At 36.6% G+C, this 21227-nt stretch carries 19 protein-coding genes and 1 other RNA gene; 18 read left to right on the top strand and 2 right to left on the bottom strand.

All coding sequences use genetic code 11. The features are described 5' to 3' along the window. Window positions 1–23 precede the first annotated feature (23 nt). From tpiA to eno, 3 genes are read left to right on the top strand one after another with little or no spacing between them, the layout of a single operon-like run. The gene (gene tpiA, locus ACUXVC_RS25705; protein ID WP_001231038.1) at window positions 24–779 is read left to right on the top strand and encodes a triose-phosphate isomerase; all 756 of its coding nucleotides are present in this window, start codon (window positions 24–26) and stop codon (window positions 777–779) included. Further along, window positions 776–2305, top strand: coding sequence for a 2,3-bisphosphoglycerate-independent phosphoglycerate mutase (gene gpmI, locus ACUXVC_RS25700; RefSeq protein ID WP_001231158.1), 1530 nt, complete (start codon window positions 776–778; stop codon window positions 2303–2305). Before tpiA ends, gpmI begins: the two co-directional genes overlap by 4 nt. A 30-nt stretch (window positions 2306–2335) precedes the next feature. Further along, the gene (gene eno, locus ACUXVC_RS25695) at window positions 2336–3631 is read left to right on the top strand and encodes a phosphopyruvate hydratase (protein WP_000103951.1); all 1296 of its coding nucleotides are present in this window, start codon (window positions 2336–2338) and stop codon (window positions 3629–3631) included. Between the two features lie 51 nt (window positions 3632–3682). On the opposite strand, the gene ACUXVC_RS25690 is transcribed toward eno, so the two are convergent. Beyond that, on the bottom strand, window positions 3683–4633 hold the full coding sequence (locus tag ACUXVC_RS25690; protein ID WP_446025879.1) for a nucleoside hydrolase: 951 nt from the start codon (window positions 4631–4633) through the stop codon (window positions 3683–3685). Between the two features lie 349 nt (window positions 4634–4982). Here ACUXVC_RS25690 and ACUXVC_RS25685 point away from each other — a divergent pair, with 349 nt between their 5' ends. The 15 genes from ACUXVC_RS25685 to ACUXVC_RS25615 all read left to right on the top strand — a co-directional run bounded on the left by ACUXVC_RS25685 (window position 4983) and on the right by ACUXVC_RS25615 (window position 19875). After that, window positions 4983–5351: a CidA/LrgA family holin-like protein gene (locus tag ACUXVC_RS25685; protein WP_000673222.1), complete on the top strand. Its 369-nt coding sequence runs from the start codon at window positions 4983–4985 to the stop codon at window positions 5349–5351. Next, complete coding sequence (locus ACUXVC_RS25680; RefSeq protein ID WP_000078304.1) at window positions 5348–6040, top strand: LrgB family protein; 693 nt, start codon at window positions 5348–5350, stop codon at window positions 6038–6040. The genes ACUXVC_RS25685 and ACUXVC_RS25680 overlap by 4 nt, the downstream gene beginning before the upstream one ends. 94 nt (window positions 6041–6134) lie before the next feature. Next, the gene (gene secG / locus ACUXVC_RS25675) at window positions 6135–6368 is read left to right on the top strand and encodes a preprotein translocase subunit SecG (RefSeq protein ID WP_000557266.1); all 234 of its coding nucleotides are present in this window, start codon (window positions 6135–6137) and stop codon (window positions 6366–6368) included. 160 nt (window positions 6369–6528) lie between these two features. Continuing rightward, complete coding sequence (gene estA, locus ACUXVC_RS25670; protein WP_000761986.1) at window positions 6529–7269, top strand: carboxylesterase; 741 nt, start codon at window positions 6529–6531, stop codon at window positions 7267–7269. A gap of 293 nt (window positions 7270–7562) precedes the next feature. Beyond that, window positions 7563–9995: a ribonuclease R gene (rnr, locus tag ACUXVC_RS25665; protein WP_075719987.1), complete on the top strand. Its 2433-nt coding sequence runs from the start codon at window positions 7563–7565 to the stop codon at window positions 9993–9995. Between the two features lie 248 nt (window positions 9996–10243). Next, entirely contained in the window at window positions 10244–10711 is a 468-nt protein-coding gene (smpB, locus tag ACUXVC_RS25660; protein WP_001123920.1) for an SsrA-binding protein, read from the top strand. A gap of 126 nt (window positions 10712–10837) precedes the next feature. Further along, window positions 10838–11192, top strand: a transfer-messenger RNA (tmRNA) gene (gene ssrA, locus ACUXVC_RS25655). 442 nt (window positions 11193–11634) lie between these two features. Further along, window positions 11635–12312, top strand: a complete 678-nt coding sequence (locus ACUXVC_RS25650; RefSeq protein ID WP_025118102.1) for a response regulator transcription factor — start codon at window positions 11635–11637, stop codon at window positions 12310–12312. A 488-nt stretch (window positions 12313–12800) separates the two neighbouring features. Then, window positions 12801–13817, top strand: coding sequence for a siderophore ABC transporter substrate-binding protein (locus ACUXVC_RS25645; RefSeq protein ID WP_139019786.1), 1017 nt, complete (start codon window positions 12801–12803; stop codon window positions 13815–13817). 19 nt (window positions 13818–13836) lie between these two features. Continuing rightward, window positions 13837–14853: an ABC transporter permease gene (locus ACUXVC_RS25640; RefSeq protein WP_000042077.1), complete on the top strand. Its 1017-nt coding sequence runs from the start codon at window positions 13837–13839 to the stop codon at window positions 14851–14853. After that, the gene (locus ACUXVC_RS25635) at window positions 14850–15914 is read left to right on the top strand and encodes an iron chelate uptake ABC transporter family permease subunit (protein ID WP_000631245.1); all 1065 of its coding nucleotides are present in this window, start codon (window positions 14850–14852) and stop codon (window positions 15912–15914) included. Before ACUXVC_RS25640 ends, ACUXVC_RS25635 begins: the two co-directional genes overlap by 4 nt. Further along, on the top strand, window positions 15911–16663 hold the full coding sequence (locus ACUXVC_RS25630; RefSeq protein ID WP_000590070.1) for an iron ABC transporter ATP-binding protein: 753 nt from the start codon (window positions 15911–15913) through the stop codon (window positions 16661–16663). The genes ACUXVC_RS25635 and ACUXVC_RS25630 overlap by 4 nt, the downstream gene beginning before the upstream one ends. Before the next feature lie 436 nt (window positions 16664–17099). Next, a complete protein-coding gene (alo, locus tag ACUXVC_RS25625) occupies window positions 17100–18638 on the top strand; it encodes an anthrolysin O/cereolysin O family cholesterol-dependent cytolysin Alo (protein ID WP_144465574.1) in 1539 nt (512 codons plus the stop codon). Between the two features lie 409 nt (window positions 18639–19047). Next, on the top strand, window positions 19048–19413 hold the full coding sequence (locus tag ACUXVC_RS25620; protein ID WP_144465573.1) for a YxeA family protein: 366 nt from the start codon (window positions 19048–19050) through the stop codon (window positions 19411–19413). Window positions 19414–19686: 273 nt separating this feature from the next. Further along, window positions 19687–19875 (top strand): hypothetical protein, encoded by a 189-nt coding sequence (locus ACUXVC_RS25615; RefSeq protein ID WP_000222858.1) that lies wholly within the window; start codon window positions 19687–19689, stop codon window positions 19873–19875. Between the two features lie 107 nt (window positions 19876–19982). On the opposite strand, the gene ACUXVC_RS25610 is transcribed toward ACUXVC_RS25615, so the two are convergent. Next, window positions 19983–20948: a DUF4822 domain-containing protein gene (locus ACUXVC_RS25610; RefSeq protein ID WP_001034143.1), complete on the bottom strand. Its 966-nt coding sequence runs from the start codon at window positions 20946–20948 to the stop codon at window positions 19983–19985. Window positions 20949–21227: the final 279 nt, after the last annotated feature.

Below are 21227 nucleotides of genomic sequence, written 5' to 3'. Positions count from 1 at the left end.
AAAGAAAAAGGACGGTGCAAAGCATGCGTAAACCAATTATCGCAGGTAACTGGAAAATGAATAAAACTCTATCTGAAGCAGTTAGCTTCGTAGAGGAAGTTAAAGGTCAAATCCCAGCAGCTTCAGCTGTTGATGCAGTAGTTTGCTCTCCAGCTCTATTCTTAGAGCGCCTTGTAGCAGCAACTGAAGGAACTGACTTACAAGTAGGTGCACAAAACATGCACTTCGAAAAAAATGGTGCATTCACTGGCGAAATTAGCCCAGTAGCACTTAGCGACTTAAAAGTTGGCTATGTAGTACTTGGCCACTCTGAGCGTCGTGAAATGTTTGCTGAAACAGACGAATCAGTAAACAAAAAGACTATCGCAGCATTTGAACATGGTTTAACACCAATCGTATGTTGTGGTGAGACTTTAGAAGAGCGCGAAAGCGGAAAAACATTTGATCTAGTAGCAGGTCAAGTGACAAAAGCACTTGCAGGTTTAACAGAAGAGCAAGTTAAAGCAACTGTTATCGCTTATGAGCCAATCTGGGCTATCGGTACAGGTAAATCTTCTTCTTCTGCAGATGCAAACGAAGTATGTGCGCACATCCGTAAAGTTGTTGCAGAAGCTGTTTCTCCAGAAGCTGCAGAAGCTGTTCGTATCCAATACGGCGGTAGCGTAAAACCAGAAAACATTAAAGAGTATATGGCACAATCTGACATCGACGGCGCTTTAGTTGGCGGTGCTAGCTTAGAGCCTGCTTCGTTCTTAGGTCTTCTGGGGGCGGTAAAATGAGAAAGCCAACAGCTTTAATCATTCTTGACGGTTTCGGACTTCGTGAAGAAACTTACGGGAATGCTGTAGCACAAGCTAAGAAACCTAATTTTGATGGTTACTGGAACAAATTCCCTCATACAACGCTTACAGCTTGTGGTGAGGCGGTAGGTCTTCCAGAAGGTCAAATGGGTAACTCTGAGGTTGGTCACTTAAATATCGGTGCTGGCCGCGTAGTATATCAAAGCTTAACACGCGTTAACGTTGCAATTCGTGAAGGTGAGTTCGATAAGAACGAAACTTTCCAAAATGCAATTAAAAGCGTAAAAGAAAAAGGTACTGCACTTCATTTATTCGGTTTACTTTCTGACGGTGGTGTGCACAGTCACATGAACCATATGTTTGCTCTTCTTCGCTTAGCAGCAAAAGAAGGCGTGGAGAAAGTTTATATCCATGCATTCTTAGATGGCCGCGATGTTGGACCACAAACAGCAAAAGGTTATATCGATGCAACGAATGAAGTAATTAAAGAAACAGGAGTAGGACAATTCGCGACTATCTCTGGTCGTTATTACTCTATGGACCGTGACAAGCGTTGGGATCGCGTAGAAAAATGTTACAGTGCTATGGTGAATGGTGAAGGCCCTACTTATAAATCAGCAGAAGAGTGTGTAGAAGACTCTTATGCGAACGGTATCTATGATGAATTCGTATTGCCGTCTGTAATTGTTAACGAAGATAACACGCCAGTTGCAACAATCAATGATGATGATGCAGTTATCTTCTATAACTTCCGTCCAGACCGTGCAATTCAAATTGCTCGTGTATTTACAAACGAAGACTTCCGTGAGTTCGATCGTGGTGAAAAAGTACCTCACATTCCAGAATTCGTATGTATGACACACTTCAGTGAAACTGTAGATGGTTACGTGGCATTCAAGCCAATGAACCTTGATAACACTTTAGGTGAAGTTGTTGCGCAAGCGGGATTAAAGCAACTTCGCATCGCGGAAACTGAAAAGTATCCGCACGTTACATTCTTCTTTAGCGGTGGTCGTGAGGCTGAATTCCCAGGAGAAGAGCGTATCTTAATTAACTCACCAAAGGTTGCAACGTATGACTTGAAACCTGAAATGAGCATTTACGAAGTAACGGACGCTTTAGTAAATGAAATCGAAAATGATAAACATGATGTTATCATTCTTAACTTTGCGAACTGTGATATGGTTGGCCATTCTGGGATGATGGAACCAACAATTAAAGCAGTAGAAGCAACTGACGAATGTTTAGGAAAAGTTGTAGAAGCGATTCTTGCAAAAGATGGTGTAGCACTTATTACTGCTGACCATGGTAATGCTGATCAGGAGTTAACTGCTGATGGCGGTCCTATGACAGCTCATACAACTAACCCGGTTCCTTTCATCGTTACAAAAAATGATGTAGAGCTTCGTGAAGGTGGTATTTTAGGAGATATCGCTCCAACAATGCTTACACTTTTAAATGTGGAACAACCGAAAGAAATGACAGGTAAAACAATTATTAAATAATTTGCTTATATAAAAAGGAGAGAATTTATTATGTCAACAATTATTGATGTTTATGCTCGCGAAGTCCTTGACTCTCGTGGTAACCCAACTGTAGAAGTAGAAGTTTACACAGAAAGCGGCGCTTTCGGACGCGCTATCGTACCAAGTGGTGCATCTACTGGTGAGCACGAAGCAGTAGAATTACGTGACGGTGACAAATCTCGTTACCTTGGTAAAGGTGTTGTTAACGCAGTAAACAACGTTAACGAAATTATCGCTCCAGAAATCGCTGGTTTCGATGTAACTGACCAAGCTGGTATCGACCGTGCTATGATCGAATTAGATGGCACTCCAAACAAAGGTAAACTAGGCGCTAACGCTATCCTTGGTGTATCTATGGCAGTAGCTCACGCAGCAGCTGACTTCGTAGGTCTTCCATTATACCGTTACCTTGGTGGATTCAATGCAAAACAATTACCAACTCCAATGATGAACATCATCAACGGTGGTTCTCACGCTGATAACAACGTTGACTTCCAAGAGTTCATGATCTTACCAGTTGGTGCTCCAACATTCAAAGAATCAATCCGTATGGGTGCTGAAGTATTCCATGCACTTAAAGCTGTATTACATGACAAAGGTCTTAACACTGCAGTAGGTGACGAAGGTGGATTCGCTCCAAACCTTGGTTCTAACCGTGAAGCTCTAGAAGTAATCATCGAAGCTATCGAAAAAGCTGGTTACAAAGCTGGCGAGAACGTATTCTTAGGAATGGACGTTGCTTCTTCTGAGTTCTACAACAAAGAAACTGGTAAATATGACCTTGCAGGCGAAGGCCGTACTGGCTTAACTTCTGCAGAAATGGTTGATTTCTACGAAGAGCTTTGCAAAGACTTCCCAATCATCTCTATCGAAGATGGTTTAGACGAAAACGACTGGGATGGTCACAAATTATTAACTGAGCGTATCGGTGATAAAGTACAATTAGTTGGTGACGATTTATTCGTAACTAACACTCAAAAACTTGCTGAAGGTATCGAAAAAGGTATCTCTAACTCAATCTTAATTAAAGTTAACCAAATCGGTACTTTAACTGAGACTTTCGAAGCTATCGAAATGGCTAAACGTGCTGGTTACACAGCAGTTGTATCTCACCGTTCTGGTGAAACTGAAGATGCTACAATCGCTGACATCGCAGTTGCAACTAACGCTGGCCAAATCAAAACTGGTTCTATGAGCCGTACTGACCGTATTGCTAAGTACAACCAATTATTACGCATCGAAGACGAACTAGGCGAAATCGCTGTTTACGATGGTATCAAATCTTTCTATAACATCAAACGATAATTGTAGAAAATAAACGACAGACCGTGAGAAATCACGGTCTGTTTTTTTATGTTAAAATTGTTCACCTGTCATAAGTGACATGAAATGTTTGAAGAAGCGGTTATAATCAAAATCAATTGCTATTTGATGACTCGGCCAATCAATAAATGGTTTAGGTTCTCCTAAAGAGCGAAATTCTCCAATGCTTGCCCCCTGTGCATAAGATTCTGTCATGACAACGATAGGTGATTTGTGATAGGTAAACATAGAGTTATCAAGTAAAGCGAGTATTGGCATTGTGTCATGGAAGGGGCTGCCCTTTAAATGTGGTAGGGTGTCTTTATAATATCCGTAGTAATAATGATCGAATAACGGTTTGACAAGTGGGGCTTTTCCTTTTGCCTCAATGTATTCGGTCATTTCTGGTGTAATGATGGAATATTGGGTGACGTTTAATGGGTATATGTACATGTTAGCTGCGGATTGAAGGACTATATTAGCTGCAGTAGGGTCGCCATAAAAGTTTGCTTCGGAAATAGGGGTAACATTACCAGGATGTAAAAAGGCACCGCCCATTACGTAGTAAGATTTAACTTGCTCCATTAATTGTTTACATACGATAAATAAAATTGCTAGGGAGGTAAGTCTTCCTAAGCTCACAATAATTAATTCATCTTTATACTGTTCAATAAGAGGAATAACTTCAAAAAAATTCTCCATTTCTTCGTTAGTTACATTCACCTTTGGAATAATTGGCCCGAGCCCTTGTTTCCCGTGTACATCTGTAAAAAAAGCAGGAGGAGCACCAGTAATTGGACGTTCTGATCCACCAAAGATTTTGATATTTCTACCCTTTACTTCGCTTGTAAGAAAATGAGCATTTTCTACGGCCATTTTTTTTGGAACATTGCCGTAATCAGCAACGATACCGACGATTTCTATTTCATTGATAAAGAATGCTAAGAGGAGAGCCATCGTATCATCAATCCCAGGATCACAAAAAATGAGAACTTTTTTGGGCATATGTTCACCACCTATCTTGTTTATCCCGTACAAACCCGCTTGGTGAGGAATGATCAATGGGGATGAGGAAACCCTCAATGATTAAAGTTTCACTTTATATATATGTAAGTTTAAGGATAAAAAGATTATTTTATTGAAATAACAGTCTTATAAATTCAGAAAATAAAAACTTTTTATATTAGGTCAAGGTTTTTGACGTAATTTTCATTTGGAAATGCAGTCATATCAAGGTTGTAAGCGTATAACATCGGCTTTTTTTGCTGTCAAGTTGATAAATTGCAGCTTTTTACAATTTATACTATGATAAAGATATTAACAGAAGATCGTATAAACATGAGGGATGATGAACATGAAATTTACAAAGATTCTTGTCCAAATTGCTGCTCTTTACGTGTTTTATATGGTTGGAACTTGGGTGCAAGAAATGTTAAACATTCCAATCCCAGGAAGTTTGATTGGGATGTTCCTCTTACTTGTTTTACTTAGCCTAAAAGTTCTTCCAGTGAAATGGTTCGATTTAGGAGCAGAAACACTCGTTGCTATTATGCCGTTTTTATTAATTCCGCCAACGCTTGGCCTAATGAATTACGGTGCTTTTTTTATGAGTAAAGGAATTTCTCTTTTCATTACAGTTGTAGCGAGTACGTTTTTAATTATTATTGTCGCAGGACATACAGGACAATATCTTGCGAATAGGAAGGAAAGAGAGTCGCGATGAGCCAAATATTAATCGGAATCGGTTGGGTTCTTTTTACGGTGCTATTATATCAATTATCTAAAAAAATCTATAAATTATTTCCAACACCATTCACCATTCCAATGCTTGTAGCAACAGGATTAATGGCTTTCCTATTTATCGTGCTTGATATACCATATCAACATTATATGGAAAGTGGTGGTGGCTGGATTGCAAAGCTACTTGGACCCGGTGTTGTAGCATTTGCAATTCCTCTTTATAAACAACGTCATGTTCTGCAAAAATATGTTGTACCGATTGCTGGTGGGGTATTAGTAGGTACAACAGTTGCAATCGCTAGTGATTTTGCCATTGCTTCACTTATGGGAACAGATAAAAGCTTAATCTTATCGTCTTTACCAAAATCGGTAACAATGCCAGTTGCGATGAGCGTTTCTGAACAAGTTGGTGGTGTACCTTCCTTAACAGCAGCTTTCGTTGTTATCGCAGGTATTACTGGAACAATTACAGGACCTCTCTTGTTGAAATGGAGCCGTGTTACAAACTCAGTTGGTAAAGGTATCGGATTTGGATGTGCTTCTCATATTATGGGTGTTATGAGAGCGATGAAAAATAACGAACATGAAGGTGTTATTGGATCGGTAACAATGACATTAACAGCAATTTTGACATGTTTACTTGGACCGTTATTTGCAATGATGTTTATGTAATAGAAGAAAAGCGAGGGCAACTCTATAGCTCTCGCTTTTCTATAGGATTTATGCTACAGTTACAATAACTGAATCTTTGTAGGAGGTACGCCAAGTGCATACGTTATTATCCGTTTTACTTATTACTGTATCGATTTTAATGATTGTTATGGTACTTATGCAGTCTAGTAATAGCTCAGGCCTTTCAGGTGCAATTTCAGGCGGTGCAGAGCAATTATTTGGTAAGCAAAAAGCACGTGGAATTGAAGCAGTATTAAACCGTATTACAATTGTTTTAGCTGTATTGTTCTTTGTATTAACAATTGCTGTTACGTACTTAAACTTATAGAATTGAAAGAAGAAGCGTTAGTAAGATGTACTAATGGTTCTTCTTTTTTGTTTTGCCATTTGAAAGATGTTTCTAATTAGATTATAGAAATACAAATATGGTACACTAGATATAGAAAGAATACGACTAGATTACAGAAGAGAAAGAGGAGAAGTACATGATGAAATTAGCATCTCCGAAACCATTTACATTTGAGGGTGGAGACCGCGCTGTTTTATTACTACATGGATTCACAGGGAACTCAGCTGATGTACGTATGTTAGGGCGTTTCTTAGAAAAGAAAGGCTATACTTGTCATGCGCCAATTTATAAAGGGCACGGTGTACCACCAGAAGAGCTTGTTCATACAGGCCCTACAGATTGGTGGCAAGATGTAACGGAGGCATATCAGCTTTTAAAAGATAAAGGTTTTGAGAAAATTGCTGTTGTTGGATTGTCACTTGGCGGCGTATTTTCTTTAAAATTAGGTTATACAGTACCGGTTTTAGGTGTAGTACCAATGTGTGCACCGATGTATATTAAGAGCGAAGAAACGATGTACCAAGGTATATTGGCATATGCCCGCGAATATAAAAAACGTGAGCAAAAATCACCAGAACAAATTGAACAAGAAATGTTGGAATTCCAAAAGACACCGATGAATACATTAAAAGCATTACAACAATTAATTGCTGACGTACGTAACAATGTGGATATGATTTATGCACCAACATTTGTTGTACAAGCACGTCATGACGAAATGATTAATACAGATAGTGCTAACATTATTTATAACGGTGTAGAATCTACGTTAAAAGACATTAAATGGTATGAAGACTCTACGCATGTCATTACACTTGATAAACAACGTGACGAGCTACATGAGGATGTATATAACTTCTTGGAGCAACTAGATTGGTAAGATCTAGTTGCCTCTTTTTTTCATAAGGAATTTTTTGTGAAAACTGTAAAAATCATAAGGGGAGTATTGAAGTTTCACTTTATCCCGCATTAACGGGCAGTAAGCCTCCCACCTTAAAATTCAGCGAAAGCGAAGAAGTTAGGTAGGGATCAACTGCCCGTAAAGGCCCGATTGGTTCAACTAATAATCAGTGGGGGGATGAACAAACCCCCACCGATTAAAGTTTCACTTTATACATCCCCTATCTTTCGGATACACTAAATAATATAAGGTTTTAAAGGAGGTATTTTTGCTTGGAAGAAATCATACAAGAACATATTGATAAGTTGTTATTATTTATGAGAGAAGAAGCGTATAAACCGCTAACGATACAAGAGTTAGAAGAGGCATTTGGAATTGAAGGTTCTGAGGGCTTTAAAGATTTTGTAAAGGCACTTGTAATGATGGAAGAGAAGGGACTTGTTATTCGTACACGTAGCAACCGTTACGGTCTTCCTGAAAAGATGAATTTAGTAAGAGGTAAGTTAATTGGACATGCACGTGGCTTTGCATTCGTTGTACCAGACGAGAAGAAAACGGGAGACGATGATCTTTTCATCCCTCCTACAGAATTAAACGGTGCACTTCATGGCGATACAGTATTAGCACGACTTAGTTCTCAATCGAGCGGTTCACGTCAAGAAGGTTCAATTGTACGCATTTTAGAGCGTGGAACGAAAGAACTTGTTGGTACATATACAGAATCGAAAAACTTTGGGTTTGTTATACCTGACAATAAGCGCTGGACGAGTGATATCTTTATCTTGAAAAGTGCATCAATGGGTGCTGTAGAAGGTCATAAGGTAGTTGTGAAAATTACGAGCTACCCAGAAAACCGTTTAAGTGCAGAAGGTGAAGTTATTCAAATTCTAGGTCATAAAAATGATCCAGGAGTAGATATTTTATCTGTCATTCATAAACATCATTTACCTTTAGCATTCCCTGAAGAAGTGATGGAGCATGCAAACAGTGTACCAGAAACGATTTCAGAAGAAGATTTAAAAGATCGCCGTGATTTACGTGATCAAATGATCGTAACGATTGATGGTGCAGATGCGAAAGATTTAGATGACGCTGTTACAGTAACGAAGCTTGAGAACGGCAATTACAAGCTAGGCGTTCACATTGCGGATGTAAGTCATTACGTTCAAGAAGGTTCTCCAATTGATGTAGAAGCAGCGGAAAGAGCGACAAGTGTGTATCTTGTTGACCGTGTAATTCCAATGATTCCACATCGTCTATCTAACGGTATTTGCTCATTAAATCCGAAAGTAGACCGTCTGACATTATCTTGTGAAATGGAAATCAACAACTTAGGTGATGTTGTTAAACACGAGATTTTCCAAAGTGTGATTAAAACGACAGAGCGTATGACGTATGCTGACGTAAGAAGCATTTTAGAAGATGAGGACGAAGAGTTAATTAAGCGTTATGAGCCATTAGTACCGATGTTTAAAGAGATGGGGCAATTGGCACAAATTCTACGTGAAAAACGTATGCGCCGTGGTGCAATTGACTTTGACTTTAAAGAAGCGAAAGTATTAGTAGATGAAGAAGGAAAACCGACTGATGTTGTTATGCGCGATCGCTCTGTATCAGAGAAGTTAATTGAAGAATTTATGCTTGTTGCGAATGAAACAGTAGCAGAGCACTTCCACTGGATGAACGTACCGTTTATGTACCGTGTCCATGAAGATCCGAAAGAAGATAAGCTTGAGCGTTTCTTCGAGTTTGTAACGAACTTCGGATATGCGGTAAAAGGACGTGCGAATGAAGTGCACCCTCGTGCGCTGCAACAAATTCTTGAAATGGTTCAAGGACAGCCAGAAGAAGTAGTTATTTCAACAGTTATGCTTCGTTCTATGAAGCAAGCTCGTTACGATGCGGATAGTTTAGGACATTTCGGTTTATCAACTGAGTTCTACACACATTTCACATCACCAATTCGTCGTTACCCAGATACAATTGTTCATAGATTAATTCGTGAATACATTATTAATGGTAAAGTCGACAATGAAACGCAAGCAAAATGGCGTGAAAAATTACCTGAGATTGCAGAGCACTCTTCTAATATGGAACGCCGTGCTGTTGAAGCAGAGCGTGAAACAGATGAGATGAAAAAAGCAGAGTATATGGTTGATAAGATCGGTGAAGAGTATGACGGTATGATTAGCTCTGTAACAAACTTCGGTTTATTCGTAGAGCTTCCAAATACAATTGAAGGTCTTGTACACGTTAGTTATTTAACGGATGATTACTACCGTTATGACGAGCAACATTTCGCTATGATCGGAGAACGTACAGGAAACGTATTCCGCATCGGTGATGAAATTACAATTCGCGTTATTAACGTAAACAAAGACGAGCGTGCAATCGACTTTGAAATCGTTGGCATGAAAGGTACGCCTCGCCGTAAGTTCAAAGATCGTCCAGTCGTTATCGAGCAGCCAAGAACAGGCAGAAAGAAACGCGGTGGACGTAGCGAGCGCAGTAATGAGCGCGGCGGTGAACGTGGCACAGGTAGAAAATTTGACCGTGGTGGCAAAGGAAAAGGAAGAGGATCCGCATCTGCATCCACATCCGCATCCGCAAGTCAGCCAGGGAAAAAAGATGGTAACGGCAAGAAGAAAAAAGGATTTTTCGAAAACGTACCAGGATTCAAGAAGAAAAAGAAAAAGCGTAAGTAAGAAAAGAGTGGCTTCGCTTTGATGAAAAGCGGGGCTTTTTCTTTTTTTATTGGTGGCTTGAGAGCGAGCCACTTTCGCTTTTTGTATAATCCAGCTACAGTGGCTAGAATGTTTGGCGGCTTCGCTTCTTCTCTAGAGGCAAAGAGCGCCTCAAGGTCAGAAGCTCCATCCGCCTCACATTCTGAACGAGCCACTTTCGCTTTTTATTAACATTTGTTACAATAGTAAAAATAGAGGAGGGACGTTATATGCCAAAAGGTACAGGTAAGGTTATTGCACAAAATAAAAAAGCGTTTCATGATTATTTTATCGAAGAAACATACGAAGCAGGGCTTGTCCTTCAAGGAACGGAAATTAAGTCGATTCGCGCTGGTCGTGTGAACTTGAAAGATGCGTTTGCACGTGTACATAATGGTGAAGTATGGGTTCATAATATGCACATTAATACATACGAACAAGGGAATCGTTTCAACCATGATCCACTTCGTACGAGAAAATTACTTCTTCATAAAAAAGAAATTGATAAGCTAGCGGGCGCTGCAAAAGAAACAGGTTACGCATTAGTTCCACTTAGAATCTATTTGAAAAATGGATTTGCAAAAATGGCACTTGGTTTAGCAAAAGGTAAGAAACAATACGATAAACGTCACGATTTAAAAGAGAAAGAAGCAAAACGTGAAATTGCACGCGTGTTCCGTGATCGCCAAAAGATGTAATACAGATATTTACATTTGTAAAACGGCGCGCGTATGATATAATAACTTATGTAAGGTTGTTGCACATTGAAAAACAGCTCTTAGTAGCTATCACGATATTTTCTTCGTATGCTCCATTTTTATCATGGGGACGTTACGGATTCGACAGGGATAGTTCGAGCTTAGGTTGCGAGTCGAGGGGATCGGCCTCGTTAAAACGTCAAAGCCTATAATTGGCAAACAAAACAATCTTTCTTTAGCTGCTTAATTGCACTAAAGGTTCCTCCCTCCATCGTCCATGTGGTAGGGTAAGGGACTCAAACTAAGTGGACTACGCCGGAGTTCGCCGTCTGAGGGCGAAGGAAGAGAACAATCAGACTAGCAACTTGGAAGCCTGTCGATAGGCCGAAGAGTTCGCGAAATGCTAATATATCGACTACACTCGTAGAAGCTTAAGTGCCGATATTTTTGGACGTGGGTTCGACTCCCACCGTCTCCACCAATACATATTTGGTGGTTTTTTTATTTTGTATGATATGAACCATAATTTTGCCAGATTGGCGAGGTTATGGTTCTTTTTGTTTGTGGCAAATTTATGGTTCTAAAAATAGAATGTATCTAATTTCTTGGTTCTTTCAATTACATCATCAATGCATCTTGTGTGTTATCCCTTAACTATCACAATTTTACCCAGTAAAAGCCCGATTGGTGAGGACTGATAATCAGTGGGGGGATAAACATCTCTATTCAATTAATACTTCTCTTTATTCGAATCTTCATATGTTTTGTGTTTTTATCCATACCTATTGTAAGATTATATAGAGTTCTCCTAATAAACTGTTTTAATGGATTATTTAGGAGTTTTAAATTTATAAATCTTAAATTGTTTTTTGGGGATAATTTTTTATCTAAATAAGTTATATTGAAGTAGAGGTGAACCATCGGTGAAGCAGGTGTTGGTGATTAAAAATGAACGGTCTTCAGCAAAGAAAATCGTAAGCGGTCTAACGCAAGAAGGCTATTTCATTTTAAAACTTCACAATGAAAACCAAGGTTTAAATATAATATATGAACAAGATTGGGATATTATCATATTGGATTGGGACTCATTAAGTATATCGGGACCAGAAATTTGCAGACAAATACGACTTGTTAAAACCACACCGATAATTATTGTGACCGACAATATTTCTAGTAAGGATTGCATAGCAGGGCTACAAGCAGGAGCAGATGATTATATAAGAAAACCATTTGTGAAAGAAGAATTAGTAGCAAGGGTTCAAGCAATTTTAAGGAGAAGTGACTATATCCAGCAAAATGAGATGAAATTTTTTCAGTTTAAAGATCTCTTTGTTGATGCATCAAGCAATATTGTGAAAAAAGGTGGCGAAAATCTCTCACTTACTAAGCGCGAGTATGATTTACTTGTATTTTTAATCAAAAACAAAAACACAATATTGAGCCGTGAGATGCTTTTGAATCAAGTTTGGGGATATAACGTAGTAGTAAATCCAAATGTAGTAGATTTATATATTGGGTATGTAAGAAAAAAGTTAAAGTGCGAGAAGAAAGACAGATATATTCAAACGATACATGGCAGAGGCTATTCAATGATTGACTGATAAAAATAAGATAATAAAAAAATGAGTAAAACTATTTCATTCGGTTTTACTCATTTTTTTTTATTAAATGTGATCATTAAATAGTTCCTGAGAAGTATTAAAAGATGAAAAAAGAATATTTCTATCAGGCAATGGATTATGAAAACATTAGCTATTAATGAGCATCTTTTGGGTAGTGTGGAGGGGACGATTCTAGCGCGCATTAGTTGAGACCAGATCTAATGAAAGTGTCTACTCGAAAAAAATCGACACGCTCTGAAGAATAAAGGTTAATCAACACGCCCGACTTCACATATTACTTTGTGTGCCTGATTTTATTAATTCACACCATTCACAAGATTTTCACAGAATTAATGACTATACTAATTAACAGGATGTTCAAATGAAAATGATTATCAATAGCGATTCAATTGAATGAAAATTACTTTCTAATTCAATCTATGGATGTCATCATTTTCGAAATAAATCACACTATAAGGAGTATACATATGAAAAAATCTATGCTTTTAAAATTAGTGAGTATTCTAGCAATTTTCACTTTAATGTTAGTAGCTTGCTCAGATTCAAGTAAAGAAACTTCGAAGGCTAATAATAAAGATAATGGTAGTGATAAGCCAAAAACGGTTGAAATCACTGATGCTCATGGAACTGTTAAAGTCCCTGTAAACCCAAAGAATGTAGTTGCTTTGGATAACAGAACTTTTGAAACTTTATCTGATTGGGGAATTAAATTAGCGGCTGCTCCAAAGGATATCATGCCTGCTGATTCAGCATATAAAAAGGATGAAAAAGTTCAAAATATTGGGAATCACCGTGAACCAAATCTAGAAATTATTGCAGCGGCAAATCCTGAACTTGTAATTGTTGGTCAAAGATTTGCTGACCATTACGAAGAAATCAAAAAATTAGTACCAAATGCAGCAGTTATTGATCTTAATTTTGATGTTTCTGAGAAAGCTACTAAGCCTGGCGAAAACTTAGTAAAAGGACTTAAAGATTCTACAGTTACTTTAGGAAAAATCTTTAATAAAGATAAAGAAGCTAAACAATTAGTAGCTGATTTTGATAAATCTATTGAAAAAGCAAAATCTGCTTATAACGGAAAAGATAAAGTTATGAGTGTTATCGTTACTGGTGGTAATATTGGTTTTGCTGCGCCACATTCTGGTCGTGTTTGGGGACCAATGTATGAAATTTTCGGTTGGACTCCAGCGTTAGAAGTTTCAAATTCTACTGCAGGTCATAAAGGTGATGACGTTTCTGTTGAAGCTATTGCACAAACAAATCCTGATTGGATTTTCGTATTAGATCGTGATGCTGCAACATCTGATGCAGCTAAGTCAACACCTGCTAAGGATGTTATTTCTAAATCACCTGCTCTTCAAAACACAACTGCTGTTTCTAAAAAACAAGTTATTTATGCACCAGAAGATACTTACACAAATGAATCAATTCAAACTTATATAGAGTTATTTGGAAATATGGCAAAAACTTTAGCTAAGTAGTGTAAAGGGGTACGAAACAGTGTCAAAAAATATGATTTCTAGGGTTGAGAATATTTCTCAACCCCAGTTTTATAATCAAAATAAAATATGGACAAAACCTTTTATAATAGCAGTTATAGTTGTTATAATTTTAGGGATTATATCACTGTTTACTGGAGTTTATGATATACGTGGACAAGAGGACGGGACAGAGATGTTTTTCATAACTCGTGTTCCGAGAACAGCTGCATTAATGCTTACTGGAGCTGCGATGGCGATGGCAGGGCTCGTAATGCAACTCATTACACAGAATCGTTTTGTTGAACCTACTACAACGGGGACTATTGAATGGTCAGGCTTAGGCCTGCTTTTTGTGTATTTATTATTTCCTGCCCCGACTTTAGTTCAAAGAATGACTGGTGCAATCATTTTTTCTTTTATAGGAACTATGATTTTCTTTCTATTTTTAAGAAGAGTTAAGCTTCGTTCGTCTTTAATTGTTCCGATTATTGGATTGATGCTTGGAGCAGTAATTTCTGCAGTGTCTACTTTTTTAGGACTCCTTTTTCAAAAGACGCAAAGTATTGAAACTTGGTTTGTAGGTTCATTTGCTAACATTCAGGTGGGAAGATATGAATATTTATGGCTGATTGTTATCATTACTTTTCTTATTTTTATGTATGCTAATAGATTGACTTTAGCTGGACTAGGAGAAGATGTCGCAACGAGTCTTGGAGTTAATTACAATAGAATTGTTCTTTTTGGGACTGCTCTTATCTCTGTTGCAGTTGGAATTGTTGCAGCTGTTATCGGACACTTACCTTTCTTAGGATTAATTGTGCCAAATATCGTTTCAATGTTTAGAGGTGATGATCTTAGGAGTAATTTACCTTGGGTTTGTGTGATCGGAATGGGATCAATAACTGCCTGTGACATCATTTCTCGAACAATTATACAGCCTTTTGAATTACCTGTTTCTTTAATACTTGCAACAGTGGGAGCAGTCGTGTTTATTACTATTTTATTGAGACAAAGAAAACCAAGGAGGCTACGATGATCACATTAGAATATAGAAAAAAAGAAAATGTCGAAATCGATTCTAGCCTTCATAATGAAAGTAGATCAGCTAGCGCTTTTCGGTCTAAGAAGGAAGCAAGACGTTATTGGATTTTACTGATAACATTGATTGCTTTAGGTCTTCTTTCTTCATATGGACTTTTAGTTTATAACAATCCAGTTCCGATAGATTCACCTTCTTTTATCCCAGTCGTTAAGAGAAGGATAGTAGCTATTGTTGCAATGATTATTGCTGCGGTTTGCCATAGCTTGTCGACAGTTGCTTTCCAATCTATTACGAATAATAAAATTATTACTCCTTCACTTTTAGGTTTCGAATCACTTTATTCAGCAATTCAAACGAGTACAGTATTCTTCTTTGGTGCTAGTGCGTTAATAAATTTTAATGGAATTGGATCATTTTTATTCCAAGTTGTTGTTATGGTCTTCATGAGTTTGATACTTTATGGATGGTTACTTTCCGGTAAATACGGGAATTTACAACTTATGCTTTTAGTTGGAATTATTATTGGTACCGGGCTAAATTCTGTGTCAACTTTCATGAGAAAACTACTTGCGCCTTCAGAATTTGATATTTTACAAGCAAGATTATTTGGTTCTGTTAATCATGCAGATCCTGCATATTTTCCTATTGTAATTCCTATGATCATAATTGTAGCGGTATTAATTTTTGCTCATTCTAAGAATTTGAATGTTTTGTCACTAGGAAAAGATGTTGCTACTTCTTTTGGAGTTAAATACCAACCTAGTGTAATTTATACGCTTGTATTAGTAGCTATTTTAATGTCCATTTCAACAGCTCTAATTGGGCCACTTACTTTCTACGGCTTTTTAGTGGCAACTTTGAGTTATCAGGCAGCGTCAACTTATGATCATAGATATATTTTTCCGATGGCTTTTGCTATAGGATTTTTAATAATGACGAGCGCATACTTTTTAATGTATCATGTATTCCATGCTCAAGGTGTAGTTTCAGTTATTATTGAATTATTCGGTGGAATCATATTCTTAACTATAGTTTTAAGGAAGAGGGCTTTATGATAAAAATTGATAATGTTAAAAAGTTCTATACTGATAAGGTAAAAATAGGACCTTTGGATATTGAAATACCAAAAGCAGGCTTTACTTCTTTAATTGGACCAAATGGCGCTGGAAAGTCAACGACACTTTTGATGATTGGCAGACTTTTAGATATGGATGAAGGTCAAATTCAGGTAGCAAATATGGATGTTTCTGAATCCAAATCAAAAGACTTAGCAAAAGTTTTGACTATATTGCGACAAGAAAATCATTTTGTAACTAGGCTTACAGTTAGACAATTAGTTGGATTTGGGCGCTTTCCTTATTCAAAGGGAAGATTGACTAAAGAAGATGAGGTTATCATTTCTAAATATATCGATTTCTTAGATTTAACTAGTTTAGAGAATAGATATTTAGATGAGCTTTCTGGTGGTCAAAGACAAAGGGCATATGTAGCGATGGTATTGTGCCAAGAGACTGAATATGTACTTTTGGACGAACCTTTGAACAACCTTGATGTTGCTCGTTCTGTTCAAATGATGGAGCATTTAAGACGTGCAGCTAATGAATTTGGAAGAACAATTTTGACTGTCATGCATGACATAAATTTTGCAGCTAAATACTCGGATAAAATTTGTGCTATGAAAGATGGACAAATTGCTGCTTTTGGAACAGTAGAAGAAGTTATGGACCCAACACTTTTGACAGATATTTTTGAAACAAAAATAGAGATTATTAATGGTCCTTATGGGCCAATCGCTGTTTATTAGTTATAAAATGTCTTGCGTAGATTATGCAAGACACTCTAGTTGAAGTTGCTGTCTGTATTTTATAGGCAGCAGCTTTTTTTATGTGATTACTCATAAAATGCAAAAGAATGCTTCACCTTTTCAAGTATGTACCAAGTGGAAAAAATATCTCTGTATAATTTTTCAAAAGAATTCAGCTTGTTTTTTGTATATGTAATATTGCATATCAGAGTGTATTGATAAAAGTGTAAGGGGTCACTATAATGAGGGCATAAAGATAAATCACATTTTCGTAGCAATAAAAAGGAGGAAATAATATGGAAATCGCAATGGCAGTTTTAAAATTTGTAGGTGGCGTAATCCCGTTAATTCAAGAACTTTTAAAAGCATTTATGTAAGTTTATTAGTTAGCTATCATTTATCAATCATTATCATATTTTACTAAAAAAAGAACGGGGTGATTTTTCTGAATATTAAGAAAAACACTAAAAGAAGAAAGTTCCTTACATGTTTATTAGTTAGTCTATGCACTATTAATTATTCATCTATTTCCTTCGCAGAAACACAAGCAAGTAATGTAACTGATGTAACCAAAAATGCTAGTGGCATTAATACTGGTATAGCAAATCTTAAATATAATAATCAAGAGGTTTTAGCTGTAAATGGTGATAAAGTAGAAAGTTTTGTTCCGAAAGAAAGTATTAATTCAAATGGTAAATTTGTAGTAGTGGAACGCGAGAAAAAATCACTTACAACGTCACCAGTCGATATTTCAATTATTGATTCTGTAGTGAATCGCACGTATCCAGGAGCTGTACAACTTGCAAATAAAGCTTTTGCAGACAATCAACCAAGTTTATTAGTGGCTAAGAGAAAGCCTTTGAATATTAGTATAGACTTACCGGGTATGAGAAAAGAAAATACAATCACTGTCCAAAATCCGACATATGGTAATGTAGCTGGAGCAGTAGACGATTTAGTATCTACTTGGAATGAAAAGTATTCTACAACACATACGTTACCTGCAAGAATGCAGTATACGGAATCTATGGTTTATAGTAAATCACAAATCGCAAGCGCTCTTAATGTTAACGCTAAATATCTTGATAACAGTCTAAACATTGATTTTAATGCGGTTGCAAATGGAGAGAAAAAAGTGATGGTAGCGGCGTATAAGCAAATATTTTATACGGTAAGTGCTGAACTACCTAACAATCCATCCGACCTTTTTGATAATAGCGTTACTTTTGACGAGTTAACTCGAAAAGGCGTAAGTAATTCGGCTCCACCTGTTATGGTTTCAAATGTAGCTTATGGTAGAACGATTTATGTAAAATTAGAAACAACATCTAAGAGCAAAGATGTACAAGCTGCTTTTAAAGCCTTACTTAAGAATAACAGCGTTGAAACAAGTGGACAGTATAAAGATATTTTTGAAGAAAGTACCTTTACTGCTGTAGTATTAGGCGGAGATGCGAAAGAGCATAACAAGGTTGTTACTAAAGATTTCAATGAAATCCGAAATATTATTAAAGATAATGCTGAATTAAGTCTTAAAAATCCAGCATACCCAATTTCATATACAAGTACTTTCTTAAAAGATAATGCAACTGCTGCTGTTCATAACAATACAGATTATATTGAGACGACAACTACAGAATATTCAAGTGCTAAAATGACACTTGATCATTACGGTGCTTACGTTGCTCAATTTGATGTATCTTGGGATGAATTCACATTTGATCAAAAGGGTAACGAAGTACTAACACATAAAACGTGGGATGGTAGTAGAAAAGACAAAACGGCTCATTACTCTACAGTTATCCCTCTTCCACCGAATTCAAAAAATATAAAAATTGTAGCAAGAGAATGTACAGGTCTTGCATGGGAATGGTGGAGAACAATTATTAATGAACAAAACGTTCCATTAACAAATGAAATAAAAGTTTCAATTGGAGGAACAACATTATACCCAACAGCTAGTATTAGTCATTAAGTATAAAAAAAGCGCCCTATAAGTAGGGCGCTTTTTTACTTAGTCACAAATTTTATTCCTCTATTTGCCGGGCGGCCCGATCGGTGAGGGCTGATTAATAATGTAATTCCTAATATAGTTAATCGGCGTTGATTTACTTCTTCACGTAAAATGGATTGAAATGAAATTCCTATTACTTGGACAAGTGTTGCTAAAAGTGTGGCAATTGGAGGAATAAAACTTTATGTTCCTTTGTTTTGGGCCAACTTAAGAAACTTTTGTAAAATGATAGGATTACAAAAATGTAATGTGGATGTAAGGAAACTGGATTGTACCATCTTTATGGTTAAAGCATACTTAAGGTAAGGAAGGTTTATATTTTAACGGGTATAAATCTTACAAGTATAATAGAAAGGTTAGGTATTATCATATGAAATGGATCATGAGAATTTTTGTGTTATTAGCTATAGTAGGAGGTGCTTTCTACTATATGAAGTCAGGGAATGGGTACTATTCGACTAAACAATATTATGTAAAAGTAACGACGGATTCTACAGTAGAAAATGAAAAATTGAGTAATGGAGAAGTTCTTACGTATCATGTTTATGATGAGAAGGTGTACGATAAAAAAGGGGAAGAAAGAGAACTGAAAATTTCCTTGCAAAATGAATTGGAAAAAAATCAATATTATTTGATTGATTGGGAAGAGCGCCGTGGGATTGTTTCTAAAATAGCTAAAGTGAATCAAGCAAAAATAGATAAAGGTATTTTAGATAAGTTGAACGCAAATTCATAATATTTCAGGATAAGTTAATCAAAAGCTGTGTTAGCGTAAGATTTATAAGAAAAAGGTATTGTAGCAAAAATAAAAGAGATTATTATAAAACAAAAAAGACCGAACCGTCTGGTTCTGTCTTTTTTTTAGGAGTGAAGAATGAATTTTACAAATGATGTGGCACAAAGCTGGATTGCTACAATTGGGATGACATTTATGAATAGTGGACTGTAACACTTATGTAGATGGTTTGCAGAGATATAAAATCAATATAGAAGAGGAGTATTATTATAGATGACTTATGTAACTACAATTTTATCAATAGCGGGTATCGTTATCATGTCTTTAGCGAGGATTAATTTTAAAATAAGGGCGTTTGCTAATAAACCAGCTTGGGGTGGCTTCACTCTTCCCTTAATTCTAATTGGATTTATTTTATTTTGTATCGGTATGTTTTTAGGTTTTGTAAATCATCAACTATAAGGTGGGAATATTGTGAAGACGAAAAGCTACATGTTTTTCGTCTTTTCGTTCTCTTGCTTAATAAGAAAGATCCTGCAACTCAGTACAGGATCTTTAATCAAACGTATTTAAAAACTAAATTGTGGTTTCATATCACCTTTATAAGGTTCATGTTCAACGAATATAGTTATATCCTTACCAGCTTGGTCTTTACCAGTTCTTTTATACGTAAATTTATTCTTATTTAGTTCAGTAAGCTCAAGAGCAGCACCGTATTTGTTATTTCCAATTGAAACATGGGCTCTTATTTTATTTTCGTGTACAACATCGAAGTAGCCATAGTCACCGCGGCTTTGACCTGTTTCGCTATTGAAAAACTCATATTTATTAGATTTGTCATCAAATTTTGCTAAACTTATAAAATTTGAATTAAACTGTGTTACATCGTTACCAGCTTCGTCTAATACCTTTGTTCCGTGCCAAAGGGTACCGCCCAAAATTTTATCTCCATCAACGTTTTTAACAATATCTCCTGTAGTCGTGTTCAGCTGCTTGTCCGGATCAGTGAAAGAAAGTTCTTTTTCTTTATATGGAACATGTTCAACGAAAACTTCTACATCTTTACCGTTAGCGTCTTTCCCCATTCGTTTATAAGTAAATACATTTTTATTTAGTTTTGTCATGTCAACGACAGCTTGATACTTCATTGATTCTGAAATCAATATTCTCTTCTTCCCATCATTTGTGACAAAGAAAGTTCCTTTATCGCCACGACTTGCACCTGTTTTAGCATCAAAAAATTCATATCTGCCTGACTTCGCATCATATTTTGCAAGACCAATGAAGTTTGCATTCTCTTTTGTTAAGTCATTCTTATCTTTGTCATACACTCGTGTACCTTGCCAATTTGTCTCGCTAAGAATATTAGCCATTTTTTGCCCTTTAGTTAATTTATTTTCCTTTTTTGTTTCTTTAGCAACTTGTTCTTGTTTTTGTTTCCCATGATTTTCTTCAGCTTTAGTACCAGCACACCCTGTTAATGCTAATGTGAATCCGAGCAGTACGGATGATAGTGCTTTTGCTTTTTTGTTCATGTTTTATCGTCTCCTTATTTTATGATTTCAAGTAGTACGGTTAGCGATTATAGTAGCAGTGCGTCATATATGAACTTAGTTGCTACGTTTCTTATGTTAATACCCGACTATAAACTGCCTCTAAATAAAACATTAAAAAAAGATAAACTAATTCCTAAAATTTGTTCATATTTATAAAAAATCGCTAGATTGCTGTAGTGCCTACGAGTAATCCAAAAAATACATTGTAAAGAAGAAGGAAAGCCGCTAATAATAATGTAATTGCTAATAGAGCTAATC

It is taken from the genome of Bacillus sp. N6, from assembly GCF_052805735.1.
Note: the sequence above shows the minus strand (reverse complement) of the source record. Positions and strands in the feature narration are given on the sequence as shown.

What these genes read in the sequence shown, in the direction of transcription:
- smpB (WP_001123920.1), top strand. Translation starts at nt 10,244, where the DNA reads ATGCCAAAAGGTACAGGTAAGGTTATTGCACAAAATAAAAAAGCGTTT.
- estA (WP_000761986.1), top strand. Translation starts at nt 6,529, where the DNA reads ATGAAATTAGCATCTCCGAAACCATTTACATTTGAGGGTGGAGACCGC.
- ACUXVC_RS25620 (WP_144465573.1), top strand. Translation starts at nt 19,048, where the DNA reads ATGAAATGGATCATGAGAATTTTTGTGTTATTAGCTATAGTAGGAGGT.
- ACUXVC_RS25685 (WP_000673222.1), top strand. Translation starts at nt 4,983, where the DNA reads ATGAAATTTACAAAGATTCTTGTCCAAATTGCTGCTCTTTACGTGTTT.
- eno (WP_000103951.1), top strand. Translation starts at nt 2,336, where the DNA reads ATGTCAACAATTATTGATGTTTATGCTCGCGAAGTCCTTGACTCTCGT.
- ACUXVC_RS25645 (WP_139019786.1), top strand. Translation starts at nt 12,801, where the DNA reads ATGAAAAAATCTATGCTTTTAAAATTAGTGAGTATTCTAGCAATTTTC.
- ACUXVC_RS25635 (WP_000631245.1), top strand. Translation starts at nt 14,850, where the DNA reads ATGATCACATTAGAATATAGAAAAAAAGAAAATGTCGAAATCGATTCT.
- ACUXVC_RS25690 (WP_446025879.1), bottom strand. Translation starts at nt 4,633, where the DNA reads ATGCCCAAAAAAGTTCTCATTTTTTGTGATCCTGGGATTGATGATACG.
- ACUXVC_RS25680 (WP_000078304.1), top strand. Translation starts at nt 5,348, where the DNA reads ATGAGCCAAATATTAATCGGAATCGGTTGGGTTCTTTTTACGGTGCTA.
- ACUXVC_RS25630 (WP_000590070.1), top strand. Translation starts at nt 15,911, where the DNA reads ATGATAAAAATTGATAATGTTAAAAAGTTCTATACTGATAAGGTAAAA.
- ACUXVC_RS25610 (WP_001034143.1), bottom strand. Translation starts at nt 20,948, where the DNA reads ATGAACAAAAAAGCAAAAGCACTATCATCCGTACTGCTCGGATTCACA.
- tpiA (WP_001231038.1), top strand. Translation starts at nt 24, where the DNA reads ATGCGTAAACCAATTATCGCAGGTAACTGGAAAATGAATAAAACTCTA.
- gpmI (WP_001231158.1), top strand. Translation starts at nt 776, where the DNA reads ATGAGAAAGCCAACAGCTTTAATCATTCTTGACGGTTTCGGACTTCGT.
- ACUXVC_RS25615 (WP_000222858.1), top strand. Translation starts at nt 19,687, where the DNA reads ATGACTTATGTAACTACAATTTTATCAATAGCGGGTATCGTTATCATG.